Below are 17862 nucleotides of genomic sequence, written 5' to 3'. Positions count from 1 at the left end.
GCGGCGATGCCGCTAAGCTCGACAGCGCATGTGATTCACCGATCTGGCTGGCGGGAAGGCCGAAGAGATGTGGCGGCGGAGCGAATGGAGCGGGCCGGCCTCCCCGAAAGGGTTCCGCGCGGGCGCGCGCAGCCTAATCGCTGCGGCCGGCCTCCTGGTCGCGGCCCTCGAAGGCCCGGCCCTCGCCGAAGACGCGCTCGTCTCACTCGCCAAGCAAAAGTCGCTGACCGATACGCCGGGCGGCCCGAAGGAGCAGCTGCGCAAATTCGGGATCGACGTCGACGTCTGGATCACCCAGTTCGAGCAGGGCATCACCTCCGGCGCGATTAAGCGGACGGCGCGCTACGGCGGGATAATGGACACATTTCTGCGCGTCGACGGCGAGAAGCTCGGCTTTTGGAAAGGGCTCAAGTTCAACGCGCAGTACGAGCATTATTTCGGCCGCAACGTGAACCGGCAGGATTTCGCGCTGCTGCCGGTCAATGTCGCCCAGGCGTTCATCGAGCGCGACGGCTATCACTCGGCGCTGTCGATGACGCTGACGCAGGAATTCAGCGAGCAATTCTCGGTGACGGTCGGTAAATTCAACATGCTGACGCTCGCCGCGCAGACGCCGCTGGTCGGCGGCGGCGGCATCGAGACCTTCATGAACCGCTCCTTCGCCCTGCCTTCGACCGGCATCGGCGTTAGCTCGCCGGAGAGCGTCGCCGACCGTCTGATCATCGCGCCGCCTTACCTTCTGGGCGGCGTCGCGGCGCTCAAGACCAAATTTTTCGATCTCAAACTGATGGTCGCCGACCCGCGTAACGCTCTGCAGCCCCGCGTCATCCAACGGCCCTTCGAGCGCGGAATCGGCGCCGGGCTGATGCTGACCGTGCCCGTCGAGATCGGCGGACTCAAGGGCTTCCATACGGTTCGCGTCGCCTACAGCAACGCCAGGGGCTTCGATCTCGAAGATATCGACGAAACCCCGAGGATCGCTCAGCTCAAAGGAGTGACAAAAAAGGGCTATCGCTTCGTTTCCTACGCCATCCAGCAATATCTGATGCAGAGCGCTACGGACCCCAAGGTTGGCTGGGGCGTGTTCACGCTCGCGACTCTGTCGGACGGCAATCCCAACCCGGTCAGATGGAGCGTGGTCGCTGGCCTTGCCGGCAACAATCTGATGACGGGACGCGAAGATGATCGCTGGGGCGTCGGCTACTATCATTATCGACTGAGCCCGCTGCTTCTCTCCGGACTGCAAGCGCGGCGAATTAACCGCCGCAGCGAGAGCGGCGTCGAAGCCTTCTATAATTTCGCGGTGACCCGATGGCTGCGGCTCTCAGGCGACCTCCAGATCGTCGATCCGTGGAATCCGCTGCGGGCGCGGGCGAGCTATCTCGGCCTGCGTCTGCAGACGATTTTTTAGTGGATAAAATCTGACGGCCGACGTTCGTGCGAGTCCGCGCGATGCGCGCGGGACTCTCCATGACCCTGTCTCGGCCGATCGGCGGCCCGCCCTGACGTGACTACAAAAGGAACGGCGCGACCACGCTGTTCGACCATCGCCGCCATCAGGAATTTACGAGCTTTCTCAACGCCATCGAGGCGCAGACTCCCGCCGGCAAGCTCGTGCGATCCTCGGCAATTACGCCGCTCACAAGCGCCAATGGCTCCAGCGCCACGAACGCTTCACCTTCCACTCGAGGACGCGACCACCGGCGCCGTGCAATGGAACGATAATAGTCAAGAGGATTGAACAGATCAGAAATAGTATTAAATCACCGATACTTATCCAGAAAAAGCGAGAGAACTAGACCGTCGCGCCCGTTTCAGTTACAACAACTGTGGATACTGATACGGTCAGGGAATCGCCTCTTGCAATCCGACGCGGCTGATCGATACGGAGCCATCTTTTCTTTCGTGGCGGAGTTTGGCGCACGCTCTCATGGAGTGACGAAAAACAGCTGGGCCAGGGGCGCGAAGCAATAGATGCGACCGAATTGGGACCGCCTCGGCGGCGCCACCGTAGAATCCAAATGCTCGAATGGCGCAGCGATCGCTCCCGAAAGGTCAGGCGGGACATCGAGCATTCTGCGGCCAAGTCCGCATGGTGAATATGGCGGGCGCCGCGCCAAGCAGCTTCTTCCGCCAGAGCGACAACAGCTCCAATCGCAGCGCGACATTGATGACCATGCATATCAAGCAACTCGGCGACGGGTCGCAGCGACCAGCCGAGACGACGGACCTCAACTTGGTATTTTTCTTTGGGGCGCCGCAATGATCATCTTCTGGATCGCGCTTGCGTTTTGGTTTTTTTCTTGAGCGCGGCTCAAGGCTTGAGCGCCCGTCGCTATTGACATCGCAAAGTTCCGGCCGCTGCCTGCAAGATCGGAATTCTGCGAAATCGTTCCGCGGCAGCTCCAGTTCCGTGGGGTCGACGAGCGCCATCTCGGTTGGTTAGCATTGGCCGCCGCCTCTGGCATGTAGGGCCGGGGCCGCGCCGATCATCTTACCGACGTAAGGGTGGAGTAGATACGGGTGAGCGGAGATACCAGCCCTTCTGCCTTCTTCAAGGCCGCGTCGCATGCCTTCAGCGAGACGATAGGCTCTCGCGGGGCGCGCCCAGAGCTTGTCGCGCTGCTCTGCGCGCAAGCTTTTGACAGCTTCGCGCAAAATGTCGCCATCCACGCGACAGGCGCGCCAGCGCTCGCCTGTCAGGGAGAATGCGCAGCCTGTTGTCGCCTTCGAGTCGTTGCGACGGCTCCGGAAATATTTCTGCTCGCGCGATTCATTTCCGTTAACGCCGCCGCCTTTCGGGAGCGCGGCATAATGCTCCGTGAGCGCATTGCGGACGCCGATCAGGCCGTTGGCGGCCTGTCTGAAGAACAGCGGCTGACCGCCCAGCATGCCTGCCCGCTGATCGAAGGCGAATTATGCCTCGCCTATAAAATTCGTCCGCTTGCTTGCCGCGGTCATGCGGCCTTCGACAAGGCGTTATGCCTTGCGGCTGTAAGAGGCGAAGCCGTTGAAGCGCCGATCTCCACGCCGCATCTCGTTGTCCGCAGCCTCGTTCAGAACGCCCTGATGGCGGCGCTGCGGCGCGCCGGACTGGCTTGGGGACTCTACGAGGTCAACAGAGCTCTCAACTGCGCGCTCTCCGCGCCGAATGCGCTCGAACAATGGATATCGGGCGAAGATCCTTTGAAGAACGCGCGAATTCCCGACTTCGACCTTATCGAAGCAGCGGCGATTTTGGATGCTGCCGCCACCGCGTAGAGGGCGATTGCGCCGGTCAACTTGAGAGCGAGACTTCAGTGCGGCGGCATCCAGATCCAGAGCGGAGGCGGCCCGGGAAATCGGACATCTTTTGCGATCGTAGCGTCGTCGACATTGTCCGGTTTCAGATAGACATAATAATTATCGACCCGCTGAAATAACTCATTGGTGGGCGTGCTCTCGGGACTGACAAGCATGTTGTTGCTGAAGCGCACATGCATGTAGTGGGGTAATAACTCGGTGAATTTCGTGAGGCGCGCCTCAAAAATGAAGCGGTAGAGCTGCCGCCCTGTGACTTTCAGCACCGCGGCGGTCGTGTCCTCGATCGGCGTGAGCGGCGCTTCCTGCCAGCCGACACCCACCTGCACGAAACCCTGCACGCTCGGCGACATGACGTAAATGGGTTGTTCGGCTTTTGTGTTCTCCAGATAAATCGTCACCTCATAACGGCCCTCGCCAAGCCGCGTAATTGACGCGATGTCGCTCTGCAGGGTGGATGTCGCAAGTTCTTCGAGCGCGGCGAGTCGCTGCCGACCGGCGTCCAGTTCATACTGCTGGTAGCGCGCCACGCCGTAATTTGCCGCGGACGCTACGACGAACATCAGCGCCGCGGCGGCGAAGATGCGTCCCGCTGTCGCCCACAGCGTCTTGCCGAGTTTTTCGAAATCGCGCGCGCCTGCATCGGCGCCGACCGGCGCGGGCGTTTTTGGCGCGGGCGGTTCGGGGCGCCGGATCGGCGCAGCGACGAAGGCGCGCGGCGCATCGCTCGGAAGGAGAATTCCTTGCCGCATCTCGAACATGCGATCAGCGCGTTGCGCAAGCGCATGGTTGTGCGTGACGAGCGCCATTGCGAAATTTTCTTCTCGTCGCAAATTGTCGAGCAGCGCGAAGATCTCTTCTTCCGTCTCCTCGTCGAGATCACTTGTCGGTTCGTCCCCGAGAAGCAGTTGCGGCTCGTTGATCAAAGCCCGAGCGATGACGACTCGACGCTGCTCGCCGCCGGACATCTGTCCTGGGAAGGCTGTCATCCGATCGCTCAGGCCGACGCGGGCAAGAAGGCCTTGCGCGCGCGCATAGGCGCGTTCTGGCGTCACGTCCTCTCCGAGCAGCGCCGGCAAGGCGACGTTGTCGATGGCGCGAAGATTCGGGAGGAGGCTGGGAAATTGAAAGACAAAACCGATCCGCTCCCGCCTGACATCGGCAAGCTGCGCCTCGGGGAGACCCCAGATCTCGTCCCCCGCCAGTTGAACCCTGCCTTCGGTCGGCGCCGTCAGCCCGCCGACCATGGCGAGCAGCGTCGATTTACCGGAGCCAGATCGTCCCACGATCGAAACGAATTCGCCTGCGCCAACGATCAAATCGGCGGAGATCACCGCGTCCACGCCAGGATCGCCGCCGTAACGCTTGCGCAAACCCTTGGCGGAAAGAATCATCGCGCGCTTTCCATCTGGATCATCGCATAGGGTTCGAGACGCCGTGTCCGCCAAGCGGCGACAAAAGCCCCCCCGACGCCGATCGCGACGCCGCAGAGCGCGGCGGCGCTCGCGGCCATCCATATGATTGCGGCAGGCGGCGCGTCGAAGGGCACGCCAAGAGACGAGAAATAAAAGCCGAGAGAACGGGCAAAAACGAAAATCAGCGAAAAACCCGCACCGATGCCTAACAGGCCGCCAAAGCCTGTGATGAGCCCAGCCTCGATCAGGGTGATCGATATGATCTGCGCCGGCCGCGCGCCCATGGCCCGCAGCACGCCGATTTCGCGATAGCGTTCTTGGACGATGGCGGAAAACAACAACGACACGAGAAAGAATATCGCCAGCATCAGCAAGCCTGCAAAAATCGCCACGCCCCAGAAGAGACTTCCTAGCGATTGGCGCGCCGCGGTGAAGATCGGATTGCCCGTGACGATCTTGATTGCGGGAATCTGTCCGATGGCGAAACGCGCTTGCTCCGCCGAGGCGCCGGGCGACAGCTGCAAGAGAAATGCAGAGACGCGATCCTGCGCGATTGACGGAAGGCATTCGGCCCGTCCTGCGGCGTGATCATGATGCGTCGCGTCGACCCCTTCGGAGGGCGAAGACGCGGGCGGATGAACAGGAACGTTTGCAGCGCGCGTCCGGATCGCGGCGGCGACGAGTTCGTCGAGCGCGGAAAAGGTAATGAAATAAGATTCGTCAAAGGGGCCCACGCCCGTTCGGCCCAATCTTCCCATCACGACAAGCGACCGACCGCAAATCGTCAGGGCTTCGCCAGTCTTCAGCGCGACCCGCTCGCCAACAAGCAGGCCCCCCGTCGCCGCCACGGGTTTCTCGCCGGCTGGAAGCCAAGATTCGACGGTAAAATCTGTCGCCTGATCATAGGCGATCAGATTGATCGCGCGCCCCTCGACGCTCGCGCGGATGAGACGCTGCGCGGCGACCTTCGCCACGCCGGGAACGGCTCTGAGCTTGTCGCCCAGAGCGGCGTCCAGATCGAGATCCGTCGGCTGTATCGTGAGCAGCGTGCTGGTGATGTTCACCAAGGCGCCGTGCGGCACGACAATGAGATCGGCGCCCATTCGCGAAAAGGTCGTCAAGATTCCTTCCCGCAGCGACCAGCCGGTGACAAAGCCGGAGAAGACAACCCCGACAGCGATCATCACCGCCAAGCCGAGCAACAGACTCCGCAGCAGCCGGCGTCCGACGTTCTGAGCGCCGAGCCGCACCAGCAGGAAGCGCGAGCGATGGCGTTTCGTCATAGGTGGGACCGTTATCTGCAGGTCGATGCGGCCTGGCTTGCGAGGCGGGGCCGCTTCGTTGGGTAGCCGTGATCGCTTGAGAGGCTCGTCGGCGGACGCGAGCAAGACGAATGATCGTCTTTGCGGGTTCCGCCGATCCCGTCAGACCGTGGTGCAGCGGCTGTGGATCAGTTCCTGATTGTTCCGCGGAACAATAACGCAGTCGTGGTGACCGCCAAAGTTCGGGATATAACCAACGGGCTCCAGCGTATCCTGCGTGAAGATGAAGGTTCCGCCTTCGAGCCGCTGGAATCCGCTGAAGATCGCGAGCACATATTTGCCGTCATAGGTGACATGCATCGTCTGCAGGTCAACGCCCACATTCTCGAAGCGCTTGATTGTCGTCCACGTATTGGTGTCGACGACGACGATGGCGCTTTTGGCCGGCTTGCGATGCAGCTCGGAGACAAACATCTTTGAGCCGTCCATCGAATAGGTGATGTGGAACGGGCTCGGCGTCGAGCCAACCCAGTGCGAGTCTTTGAACTCGGTCACTCGCTTCCAGTTGCGCGGATCGCGGTCCGAACAATCGAACACGCCCATGCTGTTTTGTCGCGTGTTGTTCGTCATGGTGAACCATTTGCCGTGCGGTCCAAAGCCGCATTCGTGTCCCGAGGACACGACATTATCCAGCTTGATGTCCCAGATGCCGTCGGCGATCTTTTTGACGGGAATGCTTTCCTTCGTCGTGCCGTCAGGGGAGGAGATGCACGCAACCGGCTCCATCGTCGTGCGGTCGATGACGACGCCGACGGCGAACATGCGAAGCGTCACTAGCGAGAGCGGATGGATCGGATGGTGGACGCAATTATCGGCGCCGGTCAGCGTCTTCACCGAGTCGCCCGGAAGCTGTCCCGTATAGGCGAGGTACTCGCCCATGGGCACCATCTCCCAATCGAGCTTGTTTCCCTTAACGCCGCGATAATCATAGAGCCCGGTGTCAGACGCCTTTTGGAGACGGGAAACGCGGACGGTCCCTCCCTTGAACCAGTTGTCCTCGAGCACGCCGTCCGGCTCGTTTCCTCGCCAGTCGAAACGGAATGCGTCGAGCACCGCCGTCTTCTGGTTTCCGGTGGCGCGATTGAAGAAGGCGACCACATCCTTTTGCCCGTCCGCGACCGTGAAGCCGGACGCATCCGGGAAGATGACGGTGTGCACGCCAAGCCCGATCCCCGTGGTCTCGGCGACATTCTCGAGCAAATTCATCTGTTGCCCGTCGAAGCCGACGCGATAGATCTGATTGCCCTGTCCCCACAAAGGATCGAGCATTCCATGTTCCCGGATCTGAGTGGGGATGCCATAAATCAGGACGTTCTGCCCACCCTGGGTCGAGTTTACGAATTCGAAGCCTTTGTGCGGGTCGGCCGAAGGAAAGGCTGCGAGATGATGGGCGATCGGGCAGCTGTCGCCATAATTCCAATATTCGATCCAGGCCATCGTCTTGCCGGTCGCAAGATCCTGCGCCTGAGCGCCTCCGCCGAGCTTCGTCGGGGTGAGCCAGACGTAGTCGCCAAGCGTCGCCAGACGCGGCGCATTCGCCTCCGCCGCCTCCGCTGAGTTCCCGATCAGGCGTGAGAACAGCCCTGTGGCGTTGGCCGATTTGCCGCCGAAAATGCTTCCGATGATTCCGGCGGCGCCGGCGCGCAGCACCTCTCTACGTTCGATTCGACCACGCTGATCGAGAGGCCGCACAACTTGCGGCGCGGCGAGCTCCGATACCACTTTTTCCGACGGAAAGTTTTGATCGGTAGACATCGGTCTCTCCCTTAGAGCGCAGCGAGCTCGATCCAATCCATCGGATCGATAAGTCAGAAATTGTCTGCGATAGAGTTCTTCGCTCGGCAAGCACTTTTATGATTTTAACCGCCCGCTAGGCCCCAGGACGATAATCCGATCTCTCGCCGGCGACCCAGGCGTTGGAGACCGAAATATCCGTCGGGTCGAACGCTGCCATGTCGGCGCGATATCCCGGCGCGAGGCGGCCGAGCGAGCGTCCGAGACCTAAAAACTCGGCAGGGTGCCAAGAGGCGCAGCGCAGCGCTCGCTCCAGAGGAAGTCCGAGAAGCCGAACACAGTTGCGCACCGCGCTCGCCATCTCGATCGACGATCCTGCAAGCGCGCCCTCCTGCGTGCGGCAACTGCCGTCGCGGACCACGATCCGCGCGCCAAGGAGATCGAACTCTGCTTTTGTCCCGCCGACCGGCGGCATGGCGTCGCTCACCAGCATGGGACGCCCGACGCCGCGCATCGCCAATCCGAGCATAGCGGGGGCGACGTGCTCGCCGTCGACGATCATCCCGTAATAGGCGTGGGGCGATTCGAGCGCCGCTGCGACAGGTCCGGGCTCGCGCGCGGAAAGCGGACGCATTGCGTTGAACAAATGCGTGAAGCCCGTCAGGCCCTCGGCCATTGCGGCGCGGGTTTCCTCATAAGTCGCCATCGAATGACCGAGCGAGACTTTCGCTCCCGCAGCGACAAGTTCGGCGATGAAGCCTTCGGGCGCTTCCTCGGGCGCGAGCGTCACCAGCAATACGCCCGCGCGAAACGCGCCGAGCATTTGGCGATGATGGGCTTGCGGACGGCGGACAAACTCTCGCCGATGAACGCCCGGCTTTTGCGGAGACAAAAAAGGGCCCTCGAGATGAATGCCGAGAATGCCGGGCTCGCGCGCCATGACTGCGCTGACGGCGCCAAGCGCCGCGGCCATCGCTTCATCGCTATCCGTGATGAGCGTCGGCAAAAGCGACGTCACGCCGAACTTGCGATGCGCCTGCGCAATCTTCGCCAAAGCGACAGGCGTCGGATCGGCGTTGAAAAGGACGTCGCCTCCGCCGTTGACCTGAGTGTCGATAAAGCCCGGCGCGAGCCATGCGCCTTGAGGGACGTTGTAAACTTCCATCGAAGATGGAAGATCCGATCGCCGCGTCAGCGCCGCGATTTGCTGACCTTCAATCACGACGGCATAGTCGTCATGTTTTTTTTCGCCGTCGAAGACGACGTCCGCGGCCACCGCGTATCGAGAGCAGCCGTTCATCGCGTGCGCGTGATCTTGCGCAGGTGGCGCGGCCGGTCCGCGTTCCTTCCGCGCATCGCGGCCAGGCGGACGACCATGGCGTAGAAGCTCTGGATCAGACAGATCGCGTCGGTTTCGGGATGTTCAGGGGGCAATGCTGGAAGCCTGTCGGGCGTTCGCGCCTCCGAGGAGGTGATAAAGACCGCCGCGCCCTTCGCCCTGAGATCCGCGGCGAGCTGCGTCATGCCCGCGGCGGCGGCGTCCGTTGGCGCAAACATGAGCACGGGATAGTCGGGCGCCACCAGCGCCACCGGGCCGTGGAGGAATTCGGCTGAAGAAAAGCATTCGGCATGCAGATCGGAGGTTTCTTTCAGTTTCAGGGCGGCTTCGCGCGCTATGGCGAGAGTCGGCCCGCGTCCGATTGTGACCAGGCTTTCCGCGCCTGCGATCTTCTCCAGGACGCTGCTCCAGTCGAGGTCGCCGGCGGCGGCGAGGCGATCCGGCAATGCCCTCAGGGCGGTCGCGAGCGGCTTGTCCTCGGCCCAAAAGGCGACCATTCGGGCAAGCGCCGCCACCGATGCGATGAATGTCTTGGTCGCGGGGATGCTCAGTTCGGGGCCCGCCGCCATCGGCAACACGAATTCGCAGGCCTGCGCGAGTCCGCTTGCCGGGTCATTTGTGATGCAGGCGGTCACGGCCCCGCAAGAGCGCGCCGCAGCGGCCTGTTCGATGATGTCGCTGCTTTCGCCCGACTGTGAAATCGCGAGAAAGAGCTGATCCGCCAGCCGTAGAGGCTGATGATAGATCGTCGTGATGCTGGGCGCGGCAGGCGCCACCACAACGCCGAGGTATCGCTCGATCAGATGCTTGCCGAAGGTCGCGGCGTGCGCCGAACTGCCGCGCGCGCAGGTGACGACGACTTGAGGCGGCTTGCGCCGTAACCGATCGGCGAGAACTGGGAGCACCTCGGCGAGCCCGTCACCCTGCCGTCGCACGGCCGCCGGAGCCTCTCGCATATCGGAGATCATCTGCGCGTCGAGCACGGTCATTGGTTGAGGCTTCCGGTCAAACCCATCAGCACAGAGATTGAGCCGCACGCGCGGGAAAGCAAGTTCCAGCGCAGCTCCCGCGCTGGCGCGAGCTTGCGGATAGGAAGCTTCGCTTGAACTCTCCCCGCCATTTGGCCATATGCGGCTTATCAGCTGGAATGCGCCGATGTGCCCGACGGAGACCGAACGCCAAAGTCCGCGCTATGCCAAGATCGACGTCTGGGAGCCGGACGAGATCCTGGATTCCATGATCGAAGGGCAATTTTCCGCCGTCGCCGCCGTTAGAGCCGCGCGCCCCGCGATTGAACGGGCGGCGCTTGCGATTGAGCGCCGGCTGCGCGGGCCTGGACGGCTCGTTTACGTCGGCGCCGGCACATCCGGTCGCTTGGCCGCCCAGGATGGGGCGGAGCTCATGCCAACCTTCGGCTGGCCTCAAGATCGCCTTCTGCTCCTCATGGCCGGCGGACAAACTGCCCTGCTACACGCTGTTGAAGGCGCCGAAGACCAGGACCATCAGGCGGTCGAACTCGTTCGGCGGCACGAGATTGGGGCGTCGGATGTGACCATCGCGGTGGCCGCAAGCGGCACGACGCCTTTTACGCTCGCCTGTTTGCGCGAGGCGAAAAACAGGGGCTCTCTGACGATCGGCGTCGCGAACAATCGCGGGACGCCGCTTCTCCAGGAGGCCGATCATTCGATTTTTCTCGAAACCGGCGCGGAGCCGATCGCCGGCTCGACGCGGATGAAGGCGGGGACCGCCCAGCGAATCACGCTTATTCTGCTCTCGTCGCTCGTCATGATCCTGCTCGGGCGCGTCTACGACGGCCTCATGGTGGATGTGCAGGCTTCGAACAAGAAACTGGTGCGACGGAGTGAAAAAATCCTGTCGCGGCTGACCGGCCGCGCCGACGAGGAGATCCACGAAGCCTTGCAGCGCGCCGGCGGGAGCGTGAAGCTCGCCTTTCTCTTGCTGCAGGGCTACGGGCTCGCCAAGGCGGCGGCGGCGCTGGACGAGGCAGAGGGCCATTTGCGTCGCGCCATGAGCTTGATGGTCGAGCGGCCAAAGGCGGCGGACCTTCGAGAGACCGCCCAGCCGTACATTCGGGAAGATGCGACGCACGAGTAGGGCGCCAGCTTGAGCGCTCCGCGCTTCACCCAAATTTCAGCTTCCTTACGCGTTTGATGGACGCCTCGGCGTGCGCCCGCATGGACGCATCCTGCGCGCAGGCCGAGAGCAGCCGACGGGCGAATTCCACCGCGTGATCCTGCTCGTCTTTCATGTTGTTGCCGATGAGGATGAAATCCGCGCCGGCGCGGAGCGCCTGCGCGCAGGCCTCGCCCGTCGACATCAGCTTTTGCACGCCTTGCATCTGCAAATCGTCTGTCAGGATGCAGGCGTCCGGCGCCCAGGCGCGCATTTTATTCACCGCGACGGCGGAGAGGCAGACCGGCGTGTCTCTCTCCCATTGATTCACGATGCCATGGCTGAACAGGACCATCGGCACGCGTGCGATCAGCTCCTTGAACACATTCACTTGCGCATCAGTCAGGCAGTCGGAAAGATCCATGACATGGTCATGGGGATTCACCTTCGCGCCGCCGGTTCCGGGAAAGTGCTTCAAACATAGTTTCAAATTCACCGAAGCGGCGACTTCCGCCAGCGTCTCCACGCATGCCTTTACGACATGGGGATCGCTCGAGTAGCTTCGCTGGACCGACCCCACATCCGGGCTGTCGGGGTTGATGTCGAGATCGACGACCGGCGACAGGTTCACATCGATTCCGATCTGTCGCATCTGCGCATAGGAGCCGCTCCGAGGCGGTCAATCGCCCGAACTGGCGGGCGCTGGGCAGCGGAATAAAGCCGCGCTCTTCCTTCAACCGGCGGACTTTGCCGCCTTCTTGATCGATAAAAATCAACGGACGCGACGGGAGAGCGTGAAGACCCTCGCAAAGCTCCTCGAGCTGAGCCGGGTCAAAGACATTCCGTTCGTATTTTTTGTCGGTACAGTCGTAGTCGAAAAGAATGACCCCGCCCAAGCCGAAGCTACGGGCGAAATCCTGCAGCCAGCCAGGGATCAGCGGGTCGCGAAAACCCAAGATGAACAGTTCGCCGATCGGGAGATCCATGAGCGTAAAATGGTAAGGGCGAGAGGATGTCAAAGCAGTCGCTCGTCGCCATCCACCTCGATGTCGCGCTGATCAGCTGATCTAGGAGGCGGCGCATCGTCCTAGCCTACCCGGTCCGTTGAACTCGAAGCCGCGATATTAGAGTTTGCGCATAGCGCCGTCGGCCGTCTCGACTCTGATGTCGGCGAAACGGCCTGCGCCGCGGCGACGCTGGAACGGCGTAATCGCCAACAGCCAGACATGGCTGATCGCCTTGGCCGACCCGGCGATATGGGCGGCGTAGTCGGAAGCGACGTCCCGCTCCAGCTCCCGCCACGATCCGAGGTCCTTCGCGCCGGAAGCGACGATCATATGGGTCTCGATGGCGTTCCAGCCGGCCAGCGGACAGCGGAAAACCTTACCCTCGGGCAGCGCCGCGCTCCAGATATAGGTGAGGTCCTGCCCGTCGTCGAATTTAACGCCGATGGACAGATAATCGTGAACGGACGCCTGATCTTCCGCCGCCATAGACGGCAGCTGGGCGATCTTCCAACGCCAGCCGAGTTTCGGACCGGAGGCGAGAGGAAGAGTCAGCGGCCGCTCGATAATGGAAGCGGCTCCCGCGCTGTCGCAGATGATCTCGCCATTCGCGTCCCAGACGAAGCTCTCCTCTCCGCCGCCGAGCAAAAAGAGATTGGACCAGCCTTCCGGCAGCTTGCGGTTACGGCGCAGGCGCGCGAGTTCCGTCGCCACAAGAGCGCCGACGTCGCCGCTCTTGGCGGCAAGACTCGCGCGAAGGCTCGCGAGGCCGGTGGCGGCGTCGCCGCGCCACAGAAGCGCAAGGCCGGTCATTCTAACGTCATCCTTGCGATAAACATCCTGCGGAATGGTAAGCCGGCCGTCCTCGTCGGCGTATAGCGTCGCCAAGCGGGCCACCTCGACGGGACCGTCATGCGACGCGGTCATGGTGCTCGTGTCCGCGCCCGGACTAAAGATCGGCCGCCGATGCTGCGTGCGAGCGTGGAAGGCGAGACCGGGAGGGAACCACAGGTCATGTTGACGAGACAGCCACCATCGTCCGGCGACGAGAAAGGTGATCTGCTGGCCTTTCACGGCCTCGAGGCCGAGATCGATCCACGGCAGATCTGAGCCATTTATGTCGAAGACGCGATAGTCCGCGAGTTCGGGCGGATGCGCCCCGGCGAGAAGATCCTCGACGCCCTTCCTAAAATCCGCCGGCGCCGGAACGCCCTGTTCGGCGGCGAAGACGGCCTTCGACGCCTCGGCCGCGAAGGGCGCAGCGACGCCGAGAGCCATCGCGCGCCGCAATAGGTCGCGCCGCGAAACGCCGCCCCACGCCGTTCCATTCGCAGCGCGAGAAAGGTTGAGACAATAAACGCACATTGGCTTTCTTTCTGATCTCTCGTTCTGAACTGTCGCCGAAACGGCGTAACGGGCGCGGGTTCGTGATCGGTAGGCGGAATGTTATGCTTCACGCCGAAAATCTGCATGCCAGGACATGCCGAAATCCGACCGTTAGTGGCGCGCGAGGGCAATGGATGCGACGAACGGGATATACGCGCGCGAGCACGCTCGGGCCGATCGCGGACGTCGTCACCGCGAACGGTGGCTCGATCGAGCGGGTCTTTCGCCGCGCCGAGCTTCCCATCCGTTTGCTGGATTCGCCCGATACGCTTCTGCCTCTGCGCGACCATTTCCGGCTGCTCGCGATCGCCTCGCGCGAATTGCGGGACGAGGCTTTCGCGGCCCGACTCGGCCGCCAAACGTCGATCGCGGGCTTAGGAGTCTATGGCAAGTGGGTCATACAAGCGCCCACCTTATTGGACGCGATCCATCGCGCGGGAACAAGCCTGCCGCACATGATGCAGAGCGCGACGCGGCTCACCGTCCGACGAGACGGCGACGACGTGCACTGGTCATATGAGTTAGCCGACCCTGCTACGGATGGCCGTCCGCAGAACGAGATTCTCGCCCTCTGGTACATGATCGTCATGATCCGCCATTTCGTCGGCGCGGACTGGCTGCCGGATCGAATCATGGTTGGGGGTCTGCCCGCGAGCGCCCTGCGTCGTATCGACGAGCAGATGGGCGTCGATACGGCAATCTGCGACAGACCCGGCGCGATCGTTTTCGATCAACGGCTGCTAATGGCGGTCAATCCGCATCTCAATGCGAATCGAGGTCTCAGCGCCGACGAACTCGATCGCATCTTCGACATTCCGGATCCGGATGACGTGCCGGGCAATGTCGGCGCCCTGATCGATCTTGAGCTTCTCGACGGTCGTCCTGACCTTTCCCGCATTGTTCGTCGGGCGGGTTTATCGCAGCGAACGCTGCAGCGCCGGCTCGCCGAGTACGGACTGAGCTTCTCCGATCTCTTGAAGAATAAACTGCAACGACGGGCGGTGAGTCTGTTATGCCAATCCTGGTCGATCACCGAGATCGCCATGATGCTCGGCTATCGCGACCCCGCGCATTTCAGCCGCGCCTTCGAGCGCTGGAGCGGAGTGGCTCCCAGTCGATGGCGGGATCTGGCGAAGCCTGGCGGTTGAGCCTTCGAATGCGGCTGTCATAATTCTTCGCCGCGTTCGCGCCTCCCAGCGTCCCCGCCGGGAGCGGGAGCCTTTCCTTTGCCCCCGCGCCGTGCGACAAGCCGGCGGAGCCCCCGCGGTCGGCCGGCCCGCCGCAGGCCGTCCAGTTCGCCTTGCTCGTAGGGTCCGGGTCGCGCGCCCATGTCGGTCAGACATCCGATCATCTCCATCACCGGCTCGTCCGGCGCCGGCACCAGTTCGGTCAAGGCGACGTTCGAACAGATTTTCCGCCGCGAACGCATCGAGGTCGCCTATGTCGAAGGCGACAGCTTCCATCGTTACGATCGCGTGGAGATGAAGGCGAAGCTCACCGAGGCCCATGCGGTCGGCAACCAAAATTTCAGCCATTTTGGTCCCCACGCCAATCTGCTGCCCGAGCTCGAGACGCTCTTTCGCGAATATGGCGAGACGGGCTCCGGCCGCTACCGCCATTACGCCCATGACGAAAACGAGGCGGCGAGGCTAGGCGTGCCGCCCGGGACGTTTACCGATTGGGAGGAACTGCCGCCCAATACCGACGTGCTGTTCTATGAAGGGCTGCACGGCGCGGTCGTCACCGATGACGTCAATGTCGCGCGCTACGCGGATCTCAAGATCGGCGTCGTTCCGGTGATCAATCTGGAATGGACCCAGAAACTGCATCGCGACCGCCATTCGCGCGGCTACACGACCGAGGCCGTCACCGAGACGATTCTGCGGCGCATGCATGATTATGTGCATTATATTTGTCCCCAGTTCTCGGAAACGGACATAAATTTCCAGCGCGCGCCGACGGTCGACACCTCGAATCCTTTCGTCGCCCGTTCGATTCCGACGCCCGATGAATCGATCGTCGTCATTCGCTTTCGCGATCCGAGAGGGGTGGACTTCCCCTATCTTGTGGCGATGATCGCGGGAAGCTGGATGTCGCGCGCCAATTCTATCGTCATTCCAGGCAATAAGCTTGATCTCGCAATGCAGCTGATCCTTACTCCAAGGATCCTCGAACTGGTTAGACGCAGGAAAGGCGTGACGTGAACGACACTATATTGACGGCGGCCAAGGAGACCTCCGCGGCGGCGGCTGGCGCAAAATCCGATCCGACGCGCTACGCCAACGCCATTCGCGCCTTGGCGATGGACGCGGTCGAAAAGGCGAAATCCGGCCATCCCGGCATGCCGATGGGCATGGCCGACGTCGCGACTGTGCTTTTCCAGCGCTTCATGAAGTTTGACGCGAGCCAGCCGGACTGGCCTGACCGCGACCGTTTCGTGCTGTCCGCCGGCCACGGGTCGATGCTGCTTTACGCGCTGCTTTATCTGCTCGGCTATCCGGGCATGGGCCGCAAAGAACTCGAAAACTTCCGCCAGCTGGGGTCTCCGACCGCAGGCCATCCCGAATATGGCCACGCAGCCGGCATCGAGACGACCACCGGTCCCCTCGGCCAGGGGCTCGCGACCGCGGTCGGCATGGCGATCGCCGAGCGCCTCTCGGCGACGCGCTTTGGCGACGATCTCGTCGATCATTTCACCTATGTGATCGCCGGCGACGGCTGCCTGATGGAGGGCGTCAGCCATGAGGCGATCGACCTCGCCGGACATCTGAAGCTCTCAAAGCTCATCCTCTTCTGGGACGACAATTCGATCTCGATCGACGGACCCACGAGCCTCGCCACGTCGACGGACCAGATCGCGCGTTTCGCCGCCGCCGGCTGGCACGTGGCCCATGTCGACGGCCACGATCCCCAAGCGGTCGCGCAGGCGATCGCCGCGGCGCAGGCCGATCCCCGGCCTTCGCTCATCGGCTGCCGCACGCTGATCGGCTATGGCGCGCCGACCAAGCAGGGCAAGGAAAGCTGCCACGGCGCGCCGCTCGGGGCGGCGGAGATCGACGCCGCCCGTGAAGCGCTCGTCTGGCCGCACGCGCCTTTCGAGCTGCCCGATGACGTGCTGGAGGCCTGGCGCGCGGCGGGGCGCCGCGGCGCGAAGGCGCGTGAAGACTGGGAGGCGCGACGCGCCGCGTCGCCCAAAGGCGCCGCTTTCGACGCCTTCATGAAGGCCGACGTCGCGGCGGAAATCGCACAGCCTCTCGCTGAGTTCCGCGCCAAGCTCGCCGACGAAAAGCCGAAGGTCGCAACCCGCAAGTCATCGGAAATGGCGCTCGGCGTCATCAACGCCGCGACGCAGGCGACGATCGGCGGCTCGGCGGATCTCACCCATTCGAACTTCACCATCACCAAGGGCATGGGCGAGGTCGCGCCGGACGATTTTTCCGGGCGCTACATCCATTATGGCGTACGCGAATTCGGCATGGCGGCGGCGATGAACGGGATCGCGCTGCATGGCGGATTCGCGCCCTATGGCGGCACCTTCCTGGTTTTTTCGGATTACGCCCGCGGCGCGATCCGACTCTCGGCGCTTATGGGCCTGCGCGTCATTTATGTGCTCACCCATGATTCGATCGGTCTTGGCGAAGACGGGCCGACGCATCAGCCGGTCGAACATCTGGCGGCGTTGCGCGCCATGCCAAACCTCCACGTCTTCCGCCCCGCCGACGCGATCGAGACCGCCGAATGCTGGGAGCTGGCGTTGGCAAGCCGCCACACGCCGTCGGTCTTAAGCCTGTCGAGGCAGAACTTGCCGACGCTCGAGCGGCCCATTGGCGAAAACCTTTCCGCCAGGGGCGCCTATGTGCTGCGCGAAGCGGCGGGAAAGCGCGACGTCACGCTGCTCGCCACGGGATCCGAGGTTGAAATCGCCCTCGCCGCGGCCGACAATCTGGACACGCAAGGAGTGAAGGCCGCCGTGGTCTCCATGCCCTGCTGGGAGCTGTTCGAGGCGCAGTCCGAGGCCTATCGCGCCGAGGTGCTGGGCGACGCCCCGCGCGTCGCGGTCGAGGCGGCGGCTCGGCTCGGCTGGGACCGCTGGATCGGCGAGCGCGGCGCTTTCATCGGCATGAGCGGCTTTGGCGCGAGCGGACCGGCCAGCGAGCTGTATAAGCATTTCGGCGTCACGGCCGAGGCTGTGGCTGACGCGGCGCGCACACTAGTTAAGTCGTAAGACA

Annotated in this window: 13 protein-coding genes and 1 pseudogene; 7 read left to right on the top strand and 7 right to left on the bottom strand. The window is 62.8% G+C overall.

The window, feature by feature from the left end; translation table 11 throughout:
* Positions 1 to 67 precede the first annotated feature (67 nt).
* The 3 genes and pseudogenes from NEI07_RS19005 (at position 68) to NEI07_RS18995 (ending at position 3261) form a co-directional block, all read left to right on the top strand.
* Entirely contained in the window at positions 68 to 1411 is a 1344-nt protein-coding gene (locus tag NEI07_RS19005) for a carbohydrate porin (protein ID WP_256036821.1), read from the top strand.
* 98 nt (positions 1412 to 1509) lie between these two features.
* Positions 1510 to 1685 (top strand): annotated as a pseudogene (locus NEI07_RS19000) (IS630 family transposase); the annotation flags it as partial.
* 838 nt (positions 1686 to 2523) lie between these two features.
* Positions 2524 to 3261 carry a YkgJ family cysteine cluster protein gene (locus NEI07_RS18995; protein ID WP_256036820.1) on the top strand — a complete coding sequence of 246 codons (738 nt, stop codon included), beginning with the start codon at positions 2524 to 2526 and terminating at the stop codon, positions 3259 to 3261.
* Positions 3262 to 3296: 35 nt separating this feature from the next.
* Here NEI07_RS18995 and NEI07_RS18990 read toward each other — a convergent pair whose 3' ends face one another.
* The 5 genes from NEI07_RS18990 to NEI07_RS18970 form a co-directional block, all read right to left on the bottom strand.
* Complete coding sequence (locus tag NEI07_RS18990) at positions 3297 to 4694, bottom strand: ABC transporter ATP-binding protein (protein WP_256036819.1); 1398 nt, start codon at positions 4692 to 4694, stop codon at positions 3297 to 3299.
* The gene (locus tag NEI07_RS18985) at positions 4691 to 5998 is read right to left on the bottom strand and encodes an ABC transporter permease (RefSeq protein WP_256036818.1); all 1308 of its coding nucleotides are present in this window, start codon (positions 5996 to 5998) and stop codon (positions 4691 to 4693) included. Before NEI07_RS18985 ends, NEI07_RS18990 begins: the two co-directional genes overlap by 4 nt.
* A 141-nt stretch (positions 5999 to 6139) precedes the next feature.
* Positions 6140 to 7792, bottom strand: coding sequence for a hypothetical protein (locus NEI07_RS18980; protein WP_256036817.1), 1653 nt, complete (start codon positions 7790 to 7792; stop codon positions 6140 to 6142).
* Positions 7793 to 7907: 115 nt separating this feature from the next.
* Positions 7908 to 9071: an N-acetylglucosamine-6-phosphate deacetylase gene (gene nagA, locus NEI07_RS18975; RefSeq protein ID WP_256036816.1), complete on the bottom strand. Its 1164-nt coding sequence runs from the start codon at positions 9069 to 9071 to the stop codon at positions 7908 to 7910.
* Positions 9068 to 10099 (bottom strand): SIS domain-containing protein, encoded by a 1032-nt coding sequence (locus NEI07_RS18970; RefSeq protein ID WP_256036814.1) that lies wholly within the window; start codon positions 10097 to 10099, stop codon positions 9068 to 9070. Before NEI07_RS18970 ends, nagA begins: the two co-directional genes overlap by 4 nt.
* A gap of 166 nt (positions 10100 to 10265) precedes the next feature.
* Between NEI07_RS18970 and NEI07_RS18965 the strand changes: the two genes are divergently transcribed.
* Entirely contained in the window at positions 10266 to 11225 is a 960-nt protein-coding gene (locus NEI07_RS18965; protein WP_256036812.1) for an N-acetylmuramic acid 6-phosphate etherase, read from the top strand.
* Between the two features lie 25 nt (positions 11226 to 11250).
* Here NEI07_RS18965 and NEI07_RS18960 read toward each other — a convergent pair whose 3' ends face one another.
* Together NEI07_RS18960 and NEI07_RS18955 are read right to left on the bottom strand one after the other, a co-directional pair.
* Positions 11251 to 11895: a glycoside hydrolase family 3 N-terminal domain-containing protein gene (locus NEI07_RS18960; RefSeq protein WP_256036810.1), complete on the bottom strand. Its 645-nt coding sequence runs from the start codon at positions 11893 to 11895 to the stop codon at positions 11251 to 11253.
* Between the two features lie 472 nt (positions 11896 to 12367).
* Entirely contained in the window at positions 12368 to 13525 is a 1158-nt protein-coding gene (locus tag NEI07_RS18955) for a DUF3047 domain-containing protein (protein WP_256036807.1), read from the bottom strand.
* Positions 13526 to 13767: 242 nt separating this feature from the next.
* Here NEI07_RS18955 and NEI07_RS18950 point away from each other — a divergent pair, with 242 nt between their 5' ends.
* The 3 genes from NEI07_RS18950 (at position 13768) to tkt (ending at position 17858) form a co-directional block, all read left to right on the top strand.
* Positions 13768 to 14781, top strand: coding sequence for an AraC family transcriptional regulator (locus tag NEI07_RS18950; protein WP_256036805.1), 1014 nt, complete (start codon positions 13768 to 13770; stop codon positions 14779 to 14781).
* A 180-nt stretch (positions 14782 to 14961) separates the two neighbouring features.
* Positions 14962 to 15837 carry a phosphoribulokinase gene (locus tag NEI07_RS18945; RefSeq protein WP_256036804.1) on the top strand — a complete coding sequence of 292 codons (876 nt, stop codon included), beginning with the start codon at positions 14962 to 14964 and terminating at the stop codon, positions 15835 to 15837.
* A gap of 98 nt (positions 15838 to 15935) precedes the next feature.
* On the top strand, positions 15936 to 17858 hold the full coding sequence (tkt, locus tag NEI07_RS18940) for a transketolase (RefSeq protein ID WP_407659948.1): 1923 nt from the start codon (positions 15936 to 15938) through the stop codon (positions 17856 to 17858).
* Positions 17859 to 17862 lie beyond the last annotated feature (4 nt).

This window comes from Methylocystis suflitae (assembly GCF_024448135.1).
GTDB classification, from domain to species: Bacteria; Pseudomonadota; Alphaproteobacteria; order Rhizobiales; family Beijerinckiaceae; genus Methylocystis; species Methylocystis suflitae.
This window is presented reverse-complemented; position numbering and strand designations above follow the sequence as displayed.

What these genes read in the sequence shown, in the direction of transcription:
- NEI07_RS19005 (WP_256036821.1), top strand. Translation starts at nt 68, where the DNA reads ATGTGGCGGCGGAGCGAATGGAGCGGGCCGGCCTCCCCGAAAGGGTTC.
- NEI07_RS18990 (WP_256036819.1), bottom strand. Translation starts at nt 4,694, where the DNA reads ATGATTCTTTCCGCCAAGGGTTTGCGCAAGCGTTACGGCGGCGATCCT.
- NEI07_RS18985 (WP_256036818.1), bottom strand. Translation starts at nt 5,998, where the DNA reads ATGACGAAACGCCATCGCTCGCGCTTCCTGCTGGTGCGGCTCGGCGCT.
- NEI07_RS18980 (WP_256036817.1), bottom strand. Translation starts at nt 7,792, where the DNA reads ATGTCTACCGATCAAAACTTTCCGTCGGAAAAAGTGGTATCGGAGCTC.
- nagA (WP_256036816.1), bottom strand. Translation starts at nt 9,071, where the DNA reads ATGAACGGCTGCTCTCGATACGCGGTGGCCGCGGACGTCGTCTTCGAC.
- NEI07_RS18970 (WP_256036814.1), bottom strand. Translation starts at nt 10,099, where the DNA reads ATGACCGTGCTCGACGCGCAGATGATCTCCGATATGCGAGAGGCTCCG.
- NEI07_RS18965 (WP_256036812.1), top strand. Translation starts at nt 10,266, where the DNA reads ATGTGCCCGACGGAGACCGAACGCCAAAGTCCGCGCTATGCCAAGATC.
- NEI07_RS18960 (WP_256036810.1), bottom strand. Translation starts at nt 11,895, where the DNA reads ATGCGACAGATCGGAATCGATGTGAACCTGTCGCCGGTCGTCGATCTC.
- NEI07_RS18955 (WP_256036807.1), bottom strand. Translation starts at nt 13,525, where the DNA reads ATGGCTCTCGGCGTCGCTGCGCCCTTCGCGGCCGAGGCGTCGAAGGCC.
- NEI07_RS18950 (WP_256036805.1), top strand. Translation starts at nt 13,768, where the DNA reads ATGCGACGAACGGGATATACGCGCGCGAGCACGCTCGGGCCGATCGCG.
- NEI07_RS18945 (WP_256036804.1), top strand. Translation starts at nt 14,962, where the DNA reads ATGTCGGTCAGACATCCGATCATCTCCATCACCGGCTCGTCCGGCGCC.
- tkt (WP_407659948.1), top strand. Translation starts at nt 15,936, where the DNA reads ATGGACGCGGTCGAAAAGGCGAAATCCGGCCATCCCGGCATGCCGATG.